Genomic DNA, 14,632 nt, shown 5'->3' with positions numbered 1-14,632 from the left:
TATAAACTTCCTTTTTTATTTTTTGCGATTGCCTAAAAAATATATATAAATTCTATACTTATTGTGCACAGGTATAGCGAGTTATAAAAATAGATTTTAATAATTCTTGTTTCTGTCCTCAACATATCGACATAGGAATTTGAAGTTTGCTATAATAAATAAAATAGTTTAATTATTTAGAAAAATTTAAAAATAATATTTGTCGCAACTGGGACATATTGTTTACTAAGTGAACTTGTTCTTAATTTAGGGGGGAGGGTTTCACAATGGCAAGTGTATATGAAAATAGTTATATGATCGTTTTGATTTTCTTGCTAGTAGGCATATTACTGCCGGTAGTGGCTCTTACATTAGGAAGGATGCTGCGCCCAAACAAACCAAGTGCAGCAAAAGCGACGACGTATGAGAGTGGAATTGAGCCTTTTCATGATGCAAATATTCGGTTTCATGCTCGTTACTATATTTTCGCTTTATTGTTTGTCATCTTTGATGTAGAAACTTTATTTCTATATCCATGGGCTGTTGCATATGACAAGCTAGGTTTATTTGCATTAATTGAAATGCTCATCTTTGTTGTAATGTTGCTAGTTGGATTAGCTTATGCTTGGAAAAAGAAGGTGTTACAATGGTTATAAATTTTGAGGCACTACATCCAAATGAGCGAGCGGAATTAGAGAGAAATATCTTTTTTTCTACATTGGAGCAGTTAAAAGGGTGGGCGAGGAGTAATTCTTTATGGCCGATGACATTCGGACTGGCATGCTGTGCGATTGAAATGATGGGAGTAGGTTCATCACATTACGATTTAGATCGATTTGGGTCATTTTTTCGGACTTCACCAAGGCAATCAGATGTCATGATTGTGTCGGGAACGGTAACGAAGAAGATGGCTCCTATTGTTAGGCGTTTATATGATCAAATGCCTGAACCGAAATGGGTTATTGCGATGGGATCTTGTGCGACTGCTGGTGGTCCGTATGTGAATTCGTACGCTGTTGTGAAAGGTGTAGATCAAATTGTACCAGTTGATGTGTATATTCCTGGATGCCCACCAAACCCTGCAGCTTTAATTTATGGAATTAATAAGTTGAAAGAGAAAATTCGTTACGAGGCAAAGACAGGGAAGCAGGTGACGAATAAATGAGTAATCCAAATAAAGATTTAGAGGATCTGAAAAGAGAAGCTGCTAGGCGCGCAAAAGAAGAAGCAAGAAAACGTCTTGTTGCGAAACATGATGCGGAAATAAGTGGACTTGAGGGAGAAAATCAAGAAAAAGAGAAAGCGCTACCAAAAAATGATGGAATGACTGTAGAAGAAGCAAAACAACGTGCAGCCGCAGCAGCGAAAGCAAAAGTAGCGGCGCTCGCGAAGCAAAAAAGAGAAGGAACAGAAGAAGTAACGGAAGAAGAAAAGGTCAAAGCGAAGGCGAAGGCAGCCGCAGCTGCGAAAGCAAAAGCGGCAGCATTAGCGAAGCAAAAAAGAGAAGGAACAGAAGAAGTAACGGAAGAAGAAAAGGCCAAAGCGAAGGCGAAGGCAGCCGCAGCTGCGAAAGCAAAAGCGGCAGCATTAGCGAAGCAAAAAAGAGAAGGAACAGAAGAAGTAACGGAAGAAGAAAAGGCCAAAGCGAAGGCGAAGGCAGCCGCAGCTGCGAAAGCAAAAGCGGCGGCGCTAGCGAAGCAAAAAAGAGAAGGAACAGAAGAGGTAACGGAAGAAGAAAAGGCTAAAGCGAAGGCGAAGGCCGTGGCAGCTGCGCTAGCGAAACAGAAAGCTTCGCAAGGTGATGGAAATTTGGGAGATGAAAAGGCGAAGGCAATTGCAGCAGCGAAGGCGAAAGCGGCTGCGGCGGCAAGGGCGAAGACGAAGGGTGCTGAAAGTGAAAAGGAAGATGTACCGAAGCAAGAAGAACCGTCCGTTAATCAGCCGTATCTCAATCAGTATGTTGAGGTTATTAGGGGTAAATTAGGAGGTAGCACATTAGTAGATTCCTATATTAATAAACTTTCAAAAGATGTACCAACTCTTGTGGTGGATCCTTCAAAATATTATGAGGTGATGGAGTTACTACGATTCCATGAGGGACTTGCTTTTGATTATATGTCAGAGCTACATGCGACAGATTTTGTGACTCATATGGAAGTGTATGTTCATTTATTTTCATATGGAAAGAAACAGTCTGTAGCGGTGAAGGTAAAGCTGGATAGAGAAGTGCCGCAAGTTGAATCGGTAACAGAGCTGTGGAAAGGGGCTGACTGGCCGGAGCGAGAAGCGTATGATCTGCTAGGCATTGCATTTAAGGGACATCCGAATTTATCGCGTATTTTAATGCCTGATGATTGGGTAGGGTATCCGCTTAGGAAAGATTATGAACCGTATGATGTGGAGGTGTAACTTATGATTCGTACGGAAGAAATGCTTTTGAATGTAGGACCTCAGCATCCGAGTACACACGGTGTTTTCAGGCTTGTTATTAAGATTGACGGTGAAATTATTAAAGAAGCTACACCGGTTATTGGGTATTTGCATCGCGGGACTGAAAAGATCGCTGAGAGCTTACAGTATACGCAAATTATCCCTTACACAGATCGAATGGACTATTTATCAGCAATGACGAATAATTACGTCATTTGCCATGCTGTAGAGACGATGATGGGACTTGAAATTCCGGAGCGTGCCGAATACTTGCGAGTACTTGCGATGGAGCTGGGAAGAATTGCGAGCCATCTCGTTTGGTGGGGTACAAATCTTCTTGATATAGGAGCGGTCAGCCCGTTTTTGTACGCGTTTCGTGAACGAGAGATGATTATAAATTTATTAAATGAATTATGCGGGGCACGGCTTACTTTTAACTATATGAGAGTTGGCGGTGTGAAGTGGGATGCGCCGGATGGTTGGATTGAAAAAGTGGAAGAGTTTGTTCCATACATGAGAGAGCAATTGGCAGGTTATCACGACCTTGTTAGTGGTAATGAGATTTTCTTGAATCGCGTGAAGGGCGTTGGCATATATAGCGCGGAAGAAGCAATTTCGTATTCTTTAAGCGGAGCGAATTTGCGGTGCACCGGAGTAAACTGGGATCTTCGCAAAGATGAGCCGTATTCGATTTATGATCGTTTTAATTTTGATATTCCTGTTGGGAGCGTGGGAGATGCTTGGGATCGCTACATTTGCCGAATGGAGGAAATTGAAGAGTCGTTAAAAATTGTAGAGCAAGCAGTCCAGCAGTTTCCAAAGGACGGAGCCGTACTGGCGAAAGTGCCGAAAATTATTAAGGCGCCTAAGGGGGAAGCGTTTGTCCGTATAGAATCACCACGCGGAGAGATTGGTTGCTATATCGCTAGTGACGGAAAGAAAGAGCCATATCGTCTGAAATTCCGCAGACCTTCTTTTTATAACTTGCAAATTTTACCGAAGTTATTGAAGGGTGAAAACATCGCCAATTTAATTACGATTTTAGGTGGAGTCGATATTGTACTTGGGGAGGTCGATGGCTAATGATTGAGACGCTCTTACAATCACCTTCAAGCTGGACGAATTTCTTCATTTTTTTCGGATTAGCAGTGCTTCTACTATTTGCAGTCCTTGGCTTCGTTACATATGGTATTTTGGCAGAACGGAAAGTGATGGGATTTATGCAAGGCCGGATTGGGCCAAACCAAGTTGGAGGGCGGTTCGGTTTACTGCAAACGGTAGCTGATGTTTTGAAACTATTATTGAAAGAAGATAGTATTCCGAAAGCTGCAGATAAACCGTTGTTCATATTAGCACCTGTCATTGCATTTGCGCCAGCATTTATGGTACTTGCGGTTATCCCGTTTACCGATAAATTTCAGTTCGCGGATATTGGTGTCGGATTGCTGTATTACATTGCTGTTTCTGGGATTACGACAATTGGTGTCGTAACTGGGGGATGGGCATCAAATAATAAATATTCCCTTTTAGGAGGGATGCGCGCGGCGGCGCAAATGATTTCTTATGAAATTCCGCTCGTAATGAGCGTAATTGGTATCGTTTTGCTAGCTGGTAGCTTGAATCTAAATGAGATTGTAGCGGCGCAGGAGAAAGTTTGGTACATTTTCGTACAGCCAATTGGATTCGTCGTTTTCTTAATCGCAGCAGTAGCAGAGTTAAATAGGACGCCGTTTGATTTACCAGAAGCGGAGTCAGAACTTGTTTCTGGATATCATACGGAATACTCAGGTTTTCGCTGGGCGTTTTTCATGCTTTCAGAGTATGTATATTTCTTCGGAATGGCATCTTTAATTACAGTACTTTTTTTAGGCGGCTGGAACCCAGTTATGTTTCTTGGATTTATTCCAGGTGCCGTATGGTTTGCTTTGAAATTTAGCAGTGTAGTCTTTCTATTAATTTGGTTCCGCGTTACGTTCCCGCGTATAAGGGGTGACCAGTTAATGGAGTTTGGCTGGAAAGTATTATTACCAATCGCACTTGCAAATATTTTCTTAACGGCATTGATTAAGGAGCTATTCTTCTAATCTATGAAGGGGGTGCCAGTAAGAGATGAAAGGGTTATTTAAAGGTTTAAAATATACGCTGAGTAATTTGAGTAAGAAAAAGGTGACGTATGATTATCCAAATCAGCCGTTGCCATTGCCAGATCGCTTTAGAGGGATTCAAAAGTTTTATCCTGAGAAATGTATTGTTTGTAATCAGTGTTCTAACATTTGTCCGACAGATTGCATTCAATTGACGGGAAAGAAACATCCTGACCCTACGAAAAAAGGGAAAATTATTGATACGTATGATATTAATTTTGAAATTTGTATACTTTGCGATTTATGTACAGAAGTTTGCCCAACAGAGGCAATTGTTATGACAAATAACTTTGAACTCGCAGCATATTCACGTGATGATTTATTTAAAAATTTGCAGTGGCTCGACGAAAACGATGAAAACGTCAGGAAGGAGAATAAAGCATGAATGGCGAGTTTGTAGCATTCTTTATACTATCCTTGTCTGCAATTATCGGTGGTGTTCTCATGTTGAACTTAACGAAAGTAATGCATATGATGCTAGCTCTCGTTCTGACATTTCTCAGCATTGCAGGTTTGTACTTTCTTTTATCGGCCGAGTTTATCGGAGTTGCACAAATTTTACTTTACTCTGGTGCAATCACAATTATTATGATTTTTGGCATTATGTTAACGAAACATAATGCGGAAAATGAATCACGTCTTACTCTTCGAAAATGGATTATCTTCTTTGCAGTTGTAGCATTTGGGGCAGTTATGTATTTCGCTGTTAATAGTATCGATTTTTCAAATGAAAGCACACAAGGAAGTTTACCTCTCTATGAAAAAAACACACTTCAAATCGGTACACTTCTCTATTCGAAATACATTATTCCATTTGAGTTAACCTCGGTTATTTTACTTGTAGCACTTGTTGGCGCGATTATACTTGCGAAGAAGGATGAGAAAGAGGAGGATTCCAATGAGTAGCGTTCCAGCTTCTGCGTATTTAACACTTGCGATTATTTTGTTTTGCATCGGTTTATTTGGAGCTTTAACGAAGCGAAACACAGTAATCGTATTAGTTTGTATCGAATTAATGCTAAACGCTGCCAATTTAAATTTAGTGGCGTTTAGTAAATTAGGTTTGTTCCCGAATTTAACAGGGCAAATCTTCTCGCTGTTTACGATGGCTGTAGCAGCAGCGGAGGCGGCGGTAGGGCTCGCCATTTTAATTGCTTTGTATCGTAATCGCACGACAGTTCATGTAGATGAAATGGATACGCTTAAAGGATAGCATTGTGACCGAAAAGGGGGAAGGAAACAATGATCGATTATGCATGGCTCATACCGCTTTTCCCGCTTGTTTCGTTTTTTTTACTTATTATGTTCGGGAAGAAAATTAGAGAAGGAAGCAGCGTACTTAGTATTTTCTTCGTCTCTCTCTCCTTTATACTTGCGGTACTTGTATTAATAGAAAGATTTTCGAAGGTCACAGTGAAGCATAAATGGGTATGGCTTAGAACTGGAGATATTGATATATCATTTGGCTTTGAAGTGACTGCATTAGGGGCTTTAATGTTATTTATCGTTACACTTGTGAGCTTACTTGTACATGTGTATTCAAAAGGTTATATGAAAGGTGACGCAAGATTACCAACTTTTTATGCATATTTAGGACTCTTTACATTTGCGATGCTCGGGCTTGTTATATCGACGAATTTGTTACAGCTTTATATATTTTGGGAGTTAGTAGGCCTTGGTTCATTTTTACTCATCGGTTTTTATTTCTTTAAGGAAGAAGCAAAGGCTGCTGCGAAAAAGGCTTTTATTATGACTCGTATTGGAGATGTTGGTTTATTTATTGGGATGATTTTAATCTTTTGGCATGCAGGTAGTTTTGAGTATGACGCAATTTTTAGAGCGATTCATACAGGCGATCTGTCCCCGACTATGATAACGATAACGGCGATATTGATTTTTATCGGGGCGATGGGGAAATCAGGTCAATTTCCGCTTCATACGTGGTTGCCTGATGCGATGGAGGGGCCAACGCCTGTTTCGGCACTTATTCATGCGGCGACGATGGTCGCAGCCGGTGTATATTTAGTAGCCACGATGTTCCCGCTATTTTCGGCAAGTGTGGTGGCAATGCAAACGGTGGCAATTGTTGGGGCTTTCACCGCAATATTTGCGGCCTCTATCGGTCTTGTACAGACGGATATAAAGAGGGTACTTGCTTATTCTACAGTTAGCCAGCTCGGGTATATGATGCTCGCCTTAGGTTCTGCTGGTTATGTAGCGGGTATATTCCATCTAACGACACATGCCTTTTTTAAAGCGTTACTATTCTTGGCAGCAGGAAGTGTAATTCATGCGGTGCATACGCAAAACATTAATAAAATGGGCGGTTTACAGAAGAAGATGAAAGTAACGGGTACGTTATTTTTAATAGGTACACTTGCAATTAGTGGAGTTCCGCTTCTTTCGGGTTTTTTTAGTAAAGATGAAATTTTGGCAGCAACTTGGATGAGTGGCAATTACTTTCTATTTGTTCTAGCAGTCTTTGCGGCATTCCTAACAGCATTCTACATGTTCCGCCTATACTTTCTCGTCTTTACTGGGGAAGCGAAGACGAAGGAAGACGTGCATGACTCGCCGCGCATTATGACGTATCCGATGATTGTTCTCGGCGTTCTCGCGGTAGTAGCAGGATATATAAATACACCGTGGTTTGGAACGTTTCTCGGAGATTGGCTGACGAAGGATATAGAATTTAAAGTGGAAGAAGCGCATGGACCAGTTTGGATTATGATTGTAGCGACGCTCGTTTCATTTGGGGGGATTGCCCTTGCGTATTTCATATATGGAAAGAAAACTATCTCAAAAAATTGGGCTGGAGGAGAAAGGTCATTTCTTCATAAGCTCTTGAAAGAAAAATATTATGTGGATGAACTATACAATATGACAGTGATTCCTATTACGAAGGGAATCGCTCATGTGCTTCGCTTATTTGAAGTATATGTTGTGGAAGGGATTGCTGTTTTAATCGCAAGTTTGGTTAAAGGGGTAAGTGGCACCTTGTCGAGGCTTCAAAACGGGAATGTACAAGTGTACGGCACTGTAACAGCAGTTTCGCTCGCGGTCCTCGTCATTATTTTGCTATATACGGGAGGGGATTTACGATGAATGATTTGTTGTTGACGTTCTTCATTTTCTCCCCACTTTTAGGGATTCTATTACTTGTATTAACACCGAAAAAAGAATCGCGTACAGTACGAGCGCTCGGTTTATTTGGGACGGCGCTTCCATTTGGGATCGCCACTGTCCTCGCTTGTACATATGCTTCTGGAAAGAGTCTATCGCTATTTGATGAAAAAGTGAAATGGATTAAATTTGGTGATTTTGCAGCGGTGGATAAAAGATGGTTTTCTATTTATTACGAGCTTGGAATTGATGGTTTGTCACTTGTAATGATGGTGCTGACAGCCCTTCTAGCGATGCTTGCAGCAATTGCAGCGTTTTCCATTAAAAGAAATTTAAAAGCATTTTATATGCTATTGCTCATGCTAGAAATAGGGATGCTCGGCGTCTTCGCTGCTAAAAATTTAATGTTGTTCTTTATTTTCTTTGAAATTACACTGCCACCAATGTTTTTATTAATTGGCAAGTGGGGGAAATTGTCGAGTGAAAAGGCTGCATATAGTTATTTAATATATAACGGCATTGGATCAGCTATTTTGCTCATCGTTTTTTCGATTTTGTTCGCGAAAACAGGTACGACAAATATTGCGGAATTGAAAGAGATATTAACAGGTGTAAGTGCTGGGGGAGGACAGGTCGTCTCGAGTAGCTTACAGCTTGGTGTGTTTATTGCTATAATGATTGCCTTTGCAATTAAACTACCTATTTTCCCGTTGCATCGCTGGATGGTCAATGTGCATATTGAAGCGCACCCTGCTGTAGTTATGCTTCATGCGGGCGTTTTGCTAAAGATTGGAGCGTACGGGATGATTCGCTTCGGGAAGGGGTTATTCCCGGAATACTTTCGCGAGTTTGCCACGCTAATTGCGGTTTTAGGAGTAATCAACTTATTGTACGGCGCCTTTTTAGCACTCATCCAAACGGATTTTAGGAAGGTGCTTGCCTACTCTAGTATTTCGCATATGGGAATTGTTTTGATGGGGCTTGCGGCACTTAATGCGCCAGGTACACAAGGGGCGCTATTCCAAGTTGTTTCACACGGTTTAATTGCAGCCTTGCTCTTCTTCTTGCTTGGTGTTATAGAACAGCGCTTTGGCACGTCGGATATTAAAGCGCTTGGTGGACTCGCAAAAAGTGTCCCAATACTTAGCGGCTTCTTCCTAGCAGGAGGAATGGCATCGCTTGGACTGCCGGGGATGTCTGGATTTGTGAGTGAGTTTCTTGCCTTTCTCGGCTTATTCCAAGGGGATCCAGTCATTGCTGCAGTCGGTGTACTTGGGATTATTTTAACCGCTGTGTACGTATTAAGAGCGACACTTCAAGTAACATTTGGTAAGAAAGAGTGGGAAGCAAAAACTGATATACACGGATGGGAGTACGTCCCGGTCCTATTGCTTATCTTCTGTATTATTGCCATTGGAGTAATGCCAGAAATACTAGGGGATCCGCTTCAAAATACATTGAAAACATTGGGGGTGAAGTAGGATGGATATGGATACGTTACTGAGCTTGTCGTGGCATCTCATGGTGCCAGAATTCATTATTCTCGGGTTTGCCATCCTTCTTTCCATATGTGATTTGTTTTTTAAGCTGAACCATAGGTATGTAGCGCTTAGTGCAATCGCCGCTGTCGTATTAGCAATCGTGTCATTAATTACGCTATACGGCGAACCAGCAGGAGATATTTTAAATGGATCGTTTGTGTTAGATGGATTTTCAAAAGGGTTTAAAACGTTGTTATTAGGCGGAGCGGCCCTCATCTTATGCACTGCAATGAGCGATGACAAGAAAAATCCAATTGAAGATAAGGGAGAATATTATTACTTATTTTTAATGGCCCTTCTTGGGGCGATGTTCATGGCTTCTAGTGTTGATTTTATTACACTTTTCGTCGGTTTAGAGCTACTATCACTTTCTTCCTATGTTTTAGTAGGAATACGAAAAAGGAGCCGTGCATCAAATGAAGCGGCAATGAAATACGTCATTAATGGAGGAATTGGAACGGCGATTACGCTTTTTGGAATGAGTTATTTATACGGTATTACAGGCTCAACCAATATTGTGGATATGCAAAAAGTATTCACCGGGGAGCTAACTAGTGGTATTCAGTTATTGTTAGCTCTCGCATTTCTACTATTGCTCGTTGGACTCTCGTTTAAAATTGCAACAGTACCGTTTCATATGTGGGCACCCGATGTGTATGAAGGGGCGGCTACACCTGTTACTGCTTTCCTTGGAACGATTTCTAAAATTGCTGGGTTCCTACTCATTATTCGTCTGTTCCTTATGATTTTTGCAAGTGTATCGGTGCAAGGAGACATGCAATCTTTATACGGGCGTATGAGTATATATATTGCTGTTCTAGCAAGTATTACGATGATTATCGGAAATGTAGTCGCACTAAAGCAATATAACGTAAAACGCCTATTTGCTTATTCAGGAATCGCGCATGCGGGGTATTTACTCGTTCCACTTGTGGCATTATCACCATTTACGATGGATAGCATGTGGTTTTACATGCTCGCCTATATGCTTATGAATATAGGCGCATTTGCAATTATCCACGGCTTAATCTTACAAAGCCACAAAGAAAATATCACTATTTTCACCGGATTATATAAAAGGTCGCCATTTACAGCGATAGTAATGACGATTTTTATTTTATCGTTGGCCGGGATACCAGGAACAGCTGGTTTCATCGGGAAAATTAACATCTTTTTAGGTGCACTTCATGTAGAGCCAGCTCATTACGTACTAGCTTCTATTATGATGGGTACGACAGTCATTTCATTCGTATATTATTTCCGTATTTTACAGCAAATGTTTTTCCGGACGGGAGAAGTAGAAGAGAAAATTCGGTTGCCATTAAATATAAAGGTTGTTATGAGTCTTTGTGCAATTTCGATTGTAATACTAGGGATTATGCCGATGAGTGGATACAATTTCTTTTATGAATATTTTCCATTAATGAAAGATTTCTTCTTCTTGGGGAACGTGGTACAATAGTGAAAATAAAAGGTGTGGAGTCGGTACTCTACGCTTTTTATTTTGTGTTAGCCGCAAATGAAAATGCATATAGGTATACGTTTTTTCGAGAGAAGTTTACGATGTGAAATGTAAGATGCTTATTTGCATTTGAAAAAGTGTGGCTCCTACTTATTATGGTATCGTTTTTATATTCTTTCGTAAGTAGTAGCCGAGTAAAAAGGGGTCGATTTTTTGGCACAACTTTTAGGGCAACAAGCACTGATTGCCATCGTTTCGCATTTATTGTTTATTACCATTACGTGGTGGGCCTTACAAGGTATTCACATCGAGCGTTTAATGAAAGCTGGAAAAGTGTTGCAGACGAGGGTATTACTCATCCTAATTACAATTGCAATTGGGACATCTGTAAGTAACTTTTTCCTTGATTATTTAGGCTATTCGAAGAGTTTAACGTATTTAGTAAAGTAAGTGTATAGAACCTCATATCTCCGTTAACAATGGGGATAGGAGGGGATGAAATTGAAGCTTAAAGCCATTCTTATTGTTGCCTTGAGTGTTGTTTTCTTTTTGGTTGGATATAGAGAGATGAAACCGATAAGCGATGAACAGAAAATGGAGAACATGATTAAGGCTTTAGAGAAAAATGATGCTAAAGTGGAGAAATGGTCATGGTTAGCGCGAGAAACAAAAACAATTTCTAACATACATACGTTTCAAAAATTGTTAAACGATGTGAAGGGGAAGGCAAATATTCAAAAATGGGACTTAGAGCAATCTCCAGATGGATATAAAGCTACATCCTATAAAAAGTTTGCTTCATATGAAGAACGAGTAGTAGTAACTTGGAGTAAGGAAAATACTAAAGAAAACACTTTCATTATTTTTGAAGTAAGTGGGGCGAAATGGGACCCGAAGCATGTTCAGAAAATGAATAAAATTTTTAATGAAAAACCTATAATTTACACTTGTGTTCAAGGTGTACTGAATGATAAGATTGAAGGTGTTTTGCAAAATAAAACCAATCAGGTTTTGAAAGATCTTTCAGCAAGAGCGATCGAACAAGTAGAAGAAAGAGCATTTGTGTCAGTCTCCGCATACAATAAAAAGTGGGATGACGCTCTTTCAACAAATAGAGAGAAAATAAATGTGCAAATAGCAATACGTTCTACAAACAACAAAGATACAATTGTGGTTGGCACACCGATCATAACTTCTGAGTATTGAGTGAATAGATACTGAAAAAAGGACACGGAGGGGAATAATTTGGAAAAGATCATCGTCCGTGGCGGAAAGCGGTTAAACGGCACAGTGCGTGTTGAGGGCGCAAAAAATGCTGTATTACCTATAATCGCTGCAGCCCTATTAGCGAGTGATGGAAAGAATGTACTATCTGAAGTACCAGTTTTGTCTGATGTATACACAATTAATGAGGTATTACGTCATTTAAATGCTGAAGTCGTATTTGAAAATAACCAAGTAACAATCGATGCTTCTAAAGAACTAAACATTGAAGCACCATTTGAATATGTACGTAAAATGCGTGCATCTGTTCAAGTAATGGGACCATTATTAGCACGTAACGGTCGTGCTCGTATTGCACTTCCAGGTGGATGTGCAATTGGTTCACGTCCAATTGACCAACATTTAAAAGGCTTCGAAGCAATGGGAGCAAAAGTACAGGTTGGTAACGGTTTTGTTGAGGCATACGTTGAGGGAGAGCTAAAAGGAGCTAAAATTTATTTAGACTTCCCAAGCGTGGGCGCGACAGAAAACATTATGTCTGCAGCTACATTAGCAAAAGGGACAACAATCCTTGAAAACGCAGCGAAAGAACCAGAAATCGTTGACTTAGCTAACTTCTTAAATGCGATGGGAGCGAAAGTACGCGGAGCTGGAACTGGAACGATTCGTATCGAAGGCGTTGATAAATTATATGGTGGAAACCATTCTATTATTCCTGACCGTATTGAAGCGGGAACATTCATGGTTGCAGCAGCAATTACTGGTGGAGACATCTTAATTGAAAATGCTGTGCCTGAACATTTACGCTCAATTACAGCGAAGATGGAAGAAATGGGTGTTAAAATTATTGAGGAAAATGAAGGTGTACGTGTTATCGGCCCAGATAAGTTAAAAGCGGTTGATATTAAAACTATGCCTCACCCAGGTTTCCCAACAGACATGCAATCACAAATGATGGCATTATTACTACAAGCTGATGGAACAAGTATGATTACAGAAACGGTATTCGAAAACCGCTTTATGCACGTTGAAGAATTCCGTCGTATGAATGCTGATATTAAAATCGAAGGTCGTTCTGTTATTATGAACGGTCCAAACAGCTTACAAGGTGCTGAAGTAGGTGCAACTGATTTACGTGCAGCTGCAGCATTAATCTTAGCTGGTTTAGTATCAGAAGGTTACACTCGTGTAACTGAATTAAAGCATCTTGACCGTGGTTATGTAGACTTCCATAAGAAATTAGCTGCATTAGGTGCAACTATTGAACGTGTAAACGAAAAAGTAGAAGAAGTGAAAGAACAAGAAGTTTCTGATCTTCACGCTTAATTGAAGTAGTCTCTATGTCTTTTGATATAGAGGCTATTTTTTTTGGGTTATTACTGTTATAGTCAATAAACTCTATACTTATGCACGTACCAGTAAAAATATTTAGAAAATTTTCGTTTTATCTCGCATTAACGGGCAGTAAGACTCCAACGCATTAAAACTTCAGTCTATACCGATACCCCCAAGTATGTTCTAAAAAATTCCGTAGTTCCATAAGAATGAAAGGAAGCCAACTTTATATTGGGGGAATAGGATGAAATTTTCAAAGCCATTTTTCATTATAGTAGCGCTTTTAATAGCGCTCGTTATCATTGTACCTGCTGCTCTTGTAATTCCGTTTGCGAAAGCAAAAATAGGAGAAGAAGCAGCTTCTAAAACTCCTCCAGCGATAGAAAGTATACCAGCTCCAGGGAAAGTGGATACAGCGGTTCAAGTTGCTGTATATCGCGATCAACAGAAGAAGGTAGAAACATTACCTGTGGAGGAATATGTGACCGGTGTCGTAGCTTCTGAGATGAATGCTAGTTTTGAAATAGAGGCGCTAAAGGCACAGGCATTAGCAGCAAGAACATTCGTGGTGCAGCGTATGCTAAGTGGAGAAAAGAAAAACAACGCAGATGTGGTAGATACGGTGAAAGATCAAGTGTACAAAAGCAAAGAGGAATTGAAAAAACAATGGGGCAATAACTACGAAAACAATTTAAAGAAAATCGAGGAAGCCGTTTCTAAAACCGCAGGACAAGTTTTAACGTATGAGGGAAAACCGATTTCAGCGTCTTTCTTTTCAACGAGTAACGGCCGAACAGAGAATGCAGCTGATTATTGGGGAAATGATTATCCGTATTTGAAAAGTGTAGATAGCCCGTGGGATCAAGCCTCTCCAAAGTTTACAAGCGAGCAAACGTTCACAGTAGCTGATTTTCAAAAACGTCTCGGTGTGAAAGTGCTGGCGGATGGAAAGGTTGGAAATATTAAAGATCTTACGGAGGGTAAAAGAGTAAAGGATGTAGCGTTCCAAGGGAAAATATTAACAGGAAAACAAGTTCGTGAAAAGTTAGATTTGCGCTCTTCTGATTTTATATGGAAACAAGAGGGCAATAAAATCATTGTCACGACGAAAGGCTTCGGTCATGGTGTTGGTATGAGTCAATACGGTGCGAATGGTATGGCAGCGGAAGGTAAGAAATATACAGATATCGTCGCTCATTATTATAAAGGCGTTGAAATAAAAACGATGAATGATTATGAGGGAAAACTGATGGTGAAGAAGTAGAACGTGAAAGGAGCTAATTAAGATTAGCTCCTTTTTTCATTATTTGTAGAAAATATCTGTAGGTAAGTTTTTAAAAAGAGCACTTCGTGATTCACTCAAAACTTATATGGTAGAACAGAAATAGAGAGGA

The 14,632-nt window shown here is 40.2% G+C and carries 15 protein-coding genes; all 15 read left to right on the top strand.

Annotated features, from left to right (window positions below; all coding sequences use genetic code 11):
- Positions 1–266: 266 nt before the first annotated feature.
- The 15 genes from nuoA to spoIID all read left to right on the top strand — a co-directional run bounded on the left by nuoA (position 267) and on the right by spoIID (position 14,502).
- A complete protein-coding gene (gene nuoA / locus MHH42_RS26720; RefSeq protein WP_000179277.1) occupies positions 267–635 on the top strand; it encodes an NADH-quinone oxidoreductase subunit NuoA in 369 nt (122 codons plus the stop codon).
- Entirely contained in the window at positions 626–1,144 is a 519-nt protein-coding gene (gene nuoB, locus MHH42_RS26715) for an NADH-quinone oxidoreductase subunit NuoB (RefSeq protein ID WP_000236327.1), read from the top strand. The genes nuoA and nuoB overlap by 10 nt, the downstream gene beginning before the upstream one ends.
- Entirely contained in the window at positions 1,141–2,388 is a 1,248-nt protein-coding gene (locus MHH42_RS26710) for an NADH-quinone oxidoreductase subunit C (RefSeq protein ID WP_340894620.1), read from the top strand. The genes nuoB and MHH42_RS26710 overlap by 4 nt, the downstream gene beginning before the upstream one ends.
- A gap of 3 nt (positions 2,389–2,391) precedes the next feature.
- Positions 2,392–3,492 (top strand): NADH-quinone oxidoreductase subunit NuoD, encoded by a 1,101-nt coding sequence (gene nuoD / locus MHH42_RS26705; protein ID WP_097854375.1) that lies wholly within the window; start codon positions 2,392–2,394, stop codon positions 3,490–3,492.
- Complete coding sequence (nuoH, locus tag MHH42_RS26700; RefSeq protein WP_000573426.1) at positions 3,492–4,493, top strand: NADH-quinone oxidoreductase subunit NuoH; 1,002 nt, start codon at positions 3,492–3,494, stop codon at positions 4,491–4,493. Before nuoD ends, nuoH begins: the two co-directional genes overlap by 1 nt.
- A 25-nt stretch (positions 4,494–4,518) precedes the next feature.
- Entirely contained in the window at positions 4,519–4,938 is a 420-nt protein-coding gene (gene nuoI / locus MHH42_RS26695; protein ID WP_000677189.1) for an NADH-quinone oxidoreductase subunit NuoI, read from the top strand.
- On the top strand, positions 4,935–5,459 hold the full coding sequence (locus tag MHH42_RS26690; protein ID WP_097854377.1) for an NADH-quinone oxidoreductase subunit J: 525 nt from the start codon (positions 4,935–4,937) through the stop codon (positions 5,457–5,459). The genes nuoI and MHH42_RS26690 overlap by 4 nt, the downstream gene beginning before the upstream one ends.
- Entirely contained in the window at positions 5,452–5,766 is a 315-nt protein-coding gene (nuoK, locus tag MHH42_RS26685; RefSeq protein ID WP_000100078.1) for an NADH-quinone oxidoreductase subunit NuoK, read from the top strand. The genes MHH42_RS26690 and nuoK overlap by 8 nt, the downstream gene beginning before the upstream one ends.
- Before the next feature lie 29 nt (positions 5,767–5,795).
- Complete coding sequence (gene nuoL / locus MHH42_RS26680; protein ID WP_097872994.1) at positions 5,796–7,658, top strand: NADH-quinone oxidoreductase subunit L; 1,863 nt, start codon at positions 5,796–5,798, stop codon at positions 7,656–7,658.
- Positions 7,655–9,157: an NADH-quinone oxidoreductase subunit M gene (locus MHH42_RS26675; RefSeq protein ID WP_097854379.1), complete on the top strand. Its 1,503-nt coding sequence runs from the start codon at positions 7,655–7,657 to the stop codon at positions 9,155–9,157. Before nuoL ends, MHH42_RS26675 begins: the two co-directional genes overlap by 4 nt.
- A gap of 7 nt (positions 9,158–9,164) precedes the next feature.
- Entirely contained in the window at positions 9,165–10,679 is a 1,515-nt protein-coding gene (gene nuoN, locus MHH42_RS26670) for an NADH-quinone oxidoreductase subunit NuoN (RefSeq protein WP_335458074.1), read from the top strand.
- Positions 10,680–10,892: 213 nt separating this feature from the next.
- Complete coding sequence (locus MHH42_RS26665) at positions 10,893–11,129, top strand: DUF1146 family protein (protein ID WP_000057885.1); 237 nt, start codon at positions 10,893–10,895, stop codon at positions 11,127–11,129.
- Between the two features lie 51 nt (positions 11,130–11,180).
- A complete protein-coding gene (locus MHH42_RS26660; protein ID WP_000767897.1) occupies positions 11,181–11,885 on the top strand; it encodes a YwmB family TATA-box binding protein in 705 nt (234 codons plus the stop codon).
- A gap of 39 nt (positions 11,886–11,924) precedes the next feature.
- The gene (murA, locus tag MHH42_RS26655; RefSeq protein ID WP_000411268.1) at positions 11,925–13,229 is read left to right on the top strand and encodes a UDP-N-acetylglucosamine 1-carboxyvinyltransferase; all 1,305 of its coding nucleotides are present in this window, start codon (positions 11,925–11,927) and stop codon (positions 13,227–13,229) included.
- Between the two features lie 253 nt (positions 13,230–13,482).
- On the top strand, positions 13,483–14,502 hold the full coding sequence (spoIID, locus tag MHH42_RS26650; RefSeq protein ID WP_097872996.1) for a stage II sporulation protein D: 1,020 nt from the start codon (positions 13,483–13,485) through the stop codon (positions 14,500–14,502).
- Positions 14,503–14,632: the final 130 nt, after the last annotated feature.

It is taken from the genome of Bacillus sp. FSL L8-0099, from assembly GCF_038006385.1.
Classification (GTDB): domain Bacteria; phylum Bacillota; class Bacilli; order Bacillales; family Bacillaceae_G; genus Bacillus_A; species Bacillus_A toyonensis.
The sequence above is the reverse complement of the archived record's forward strand: the minus strand, read 5'-3'. Positions and strand labels throughout refer to the sequence as shown.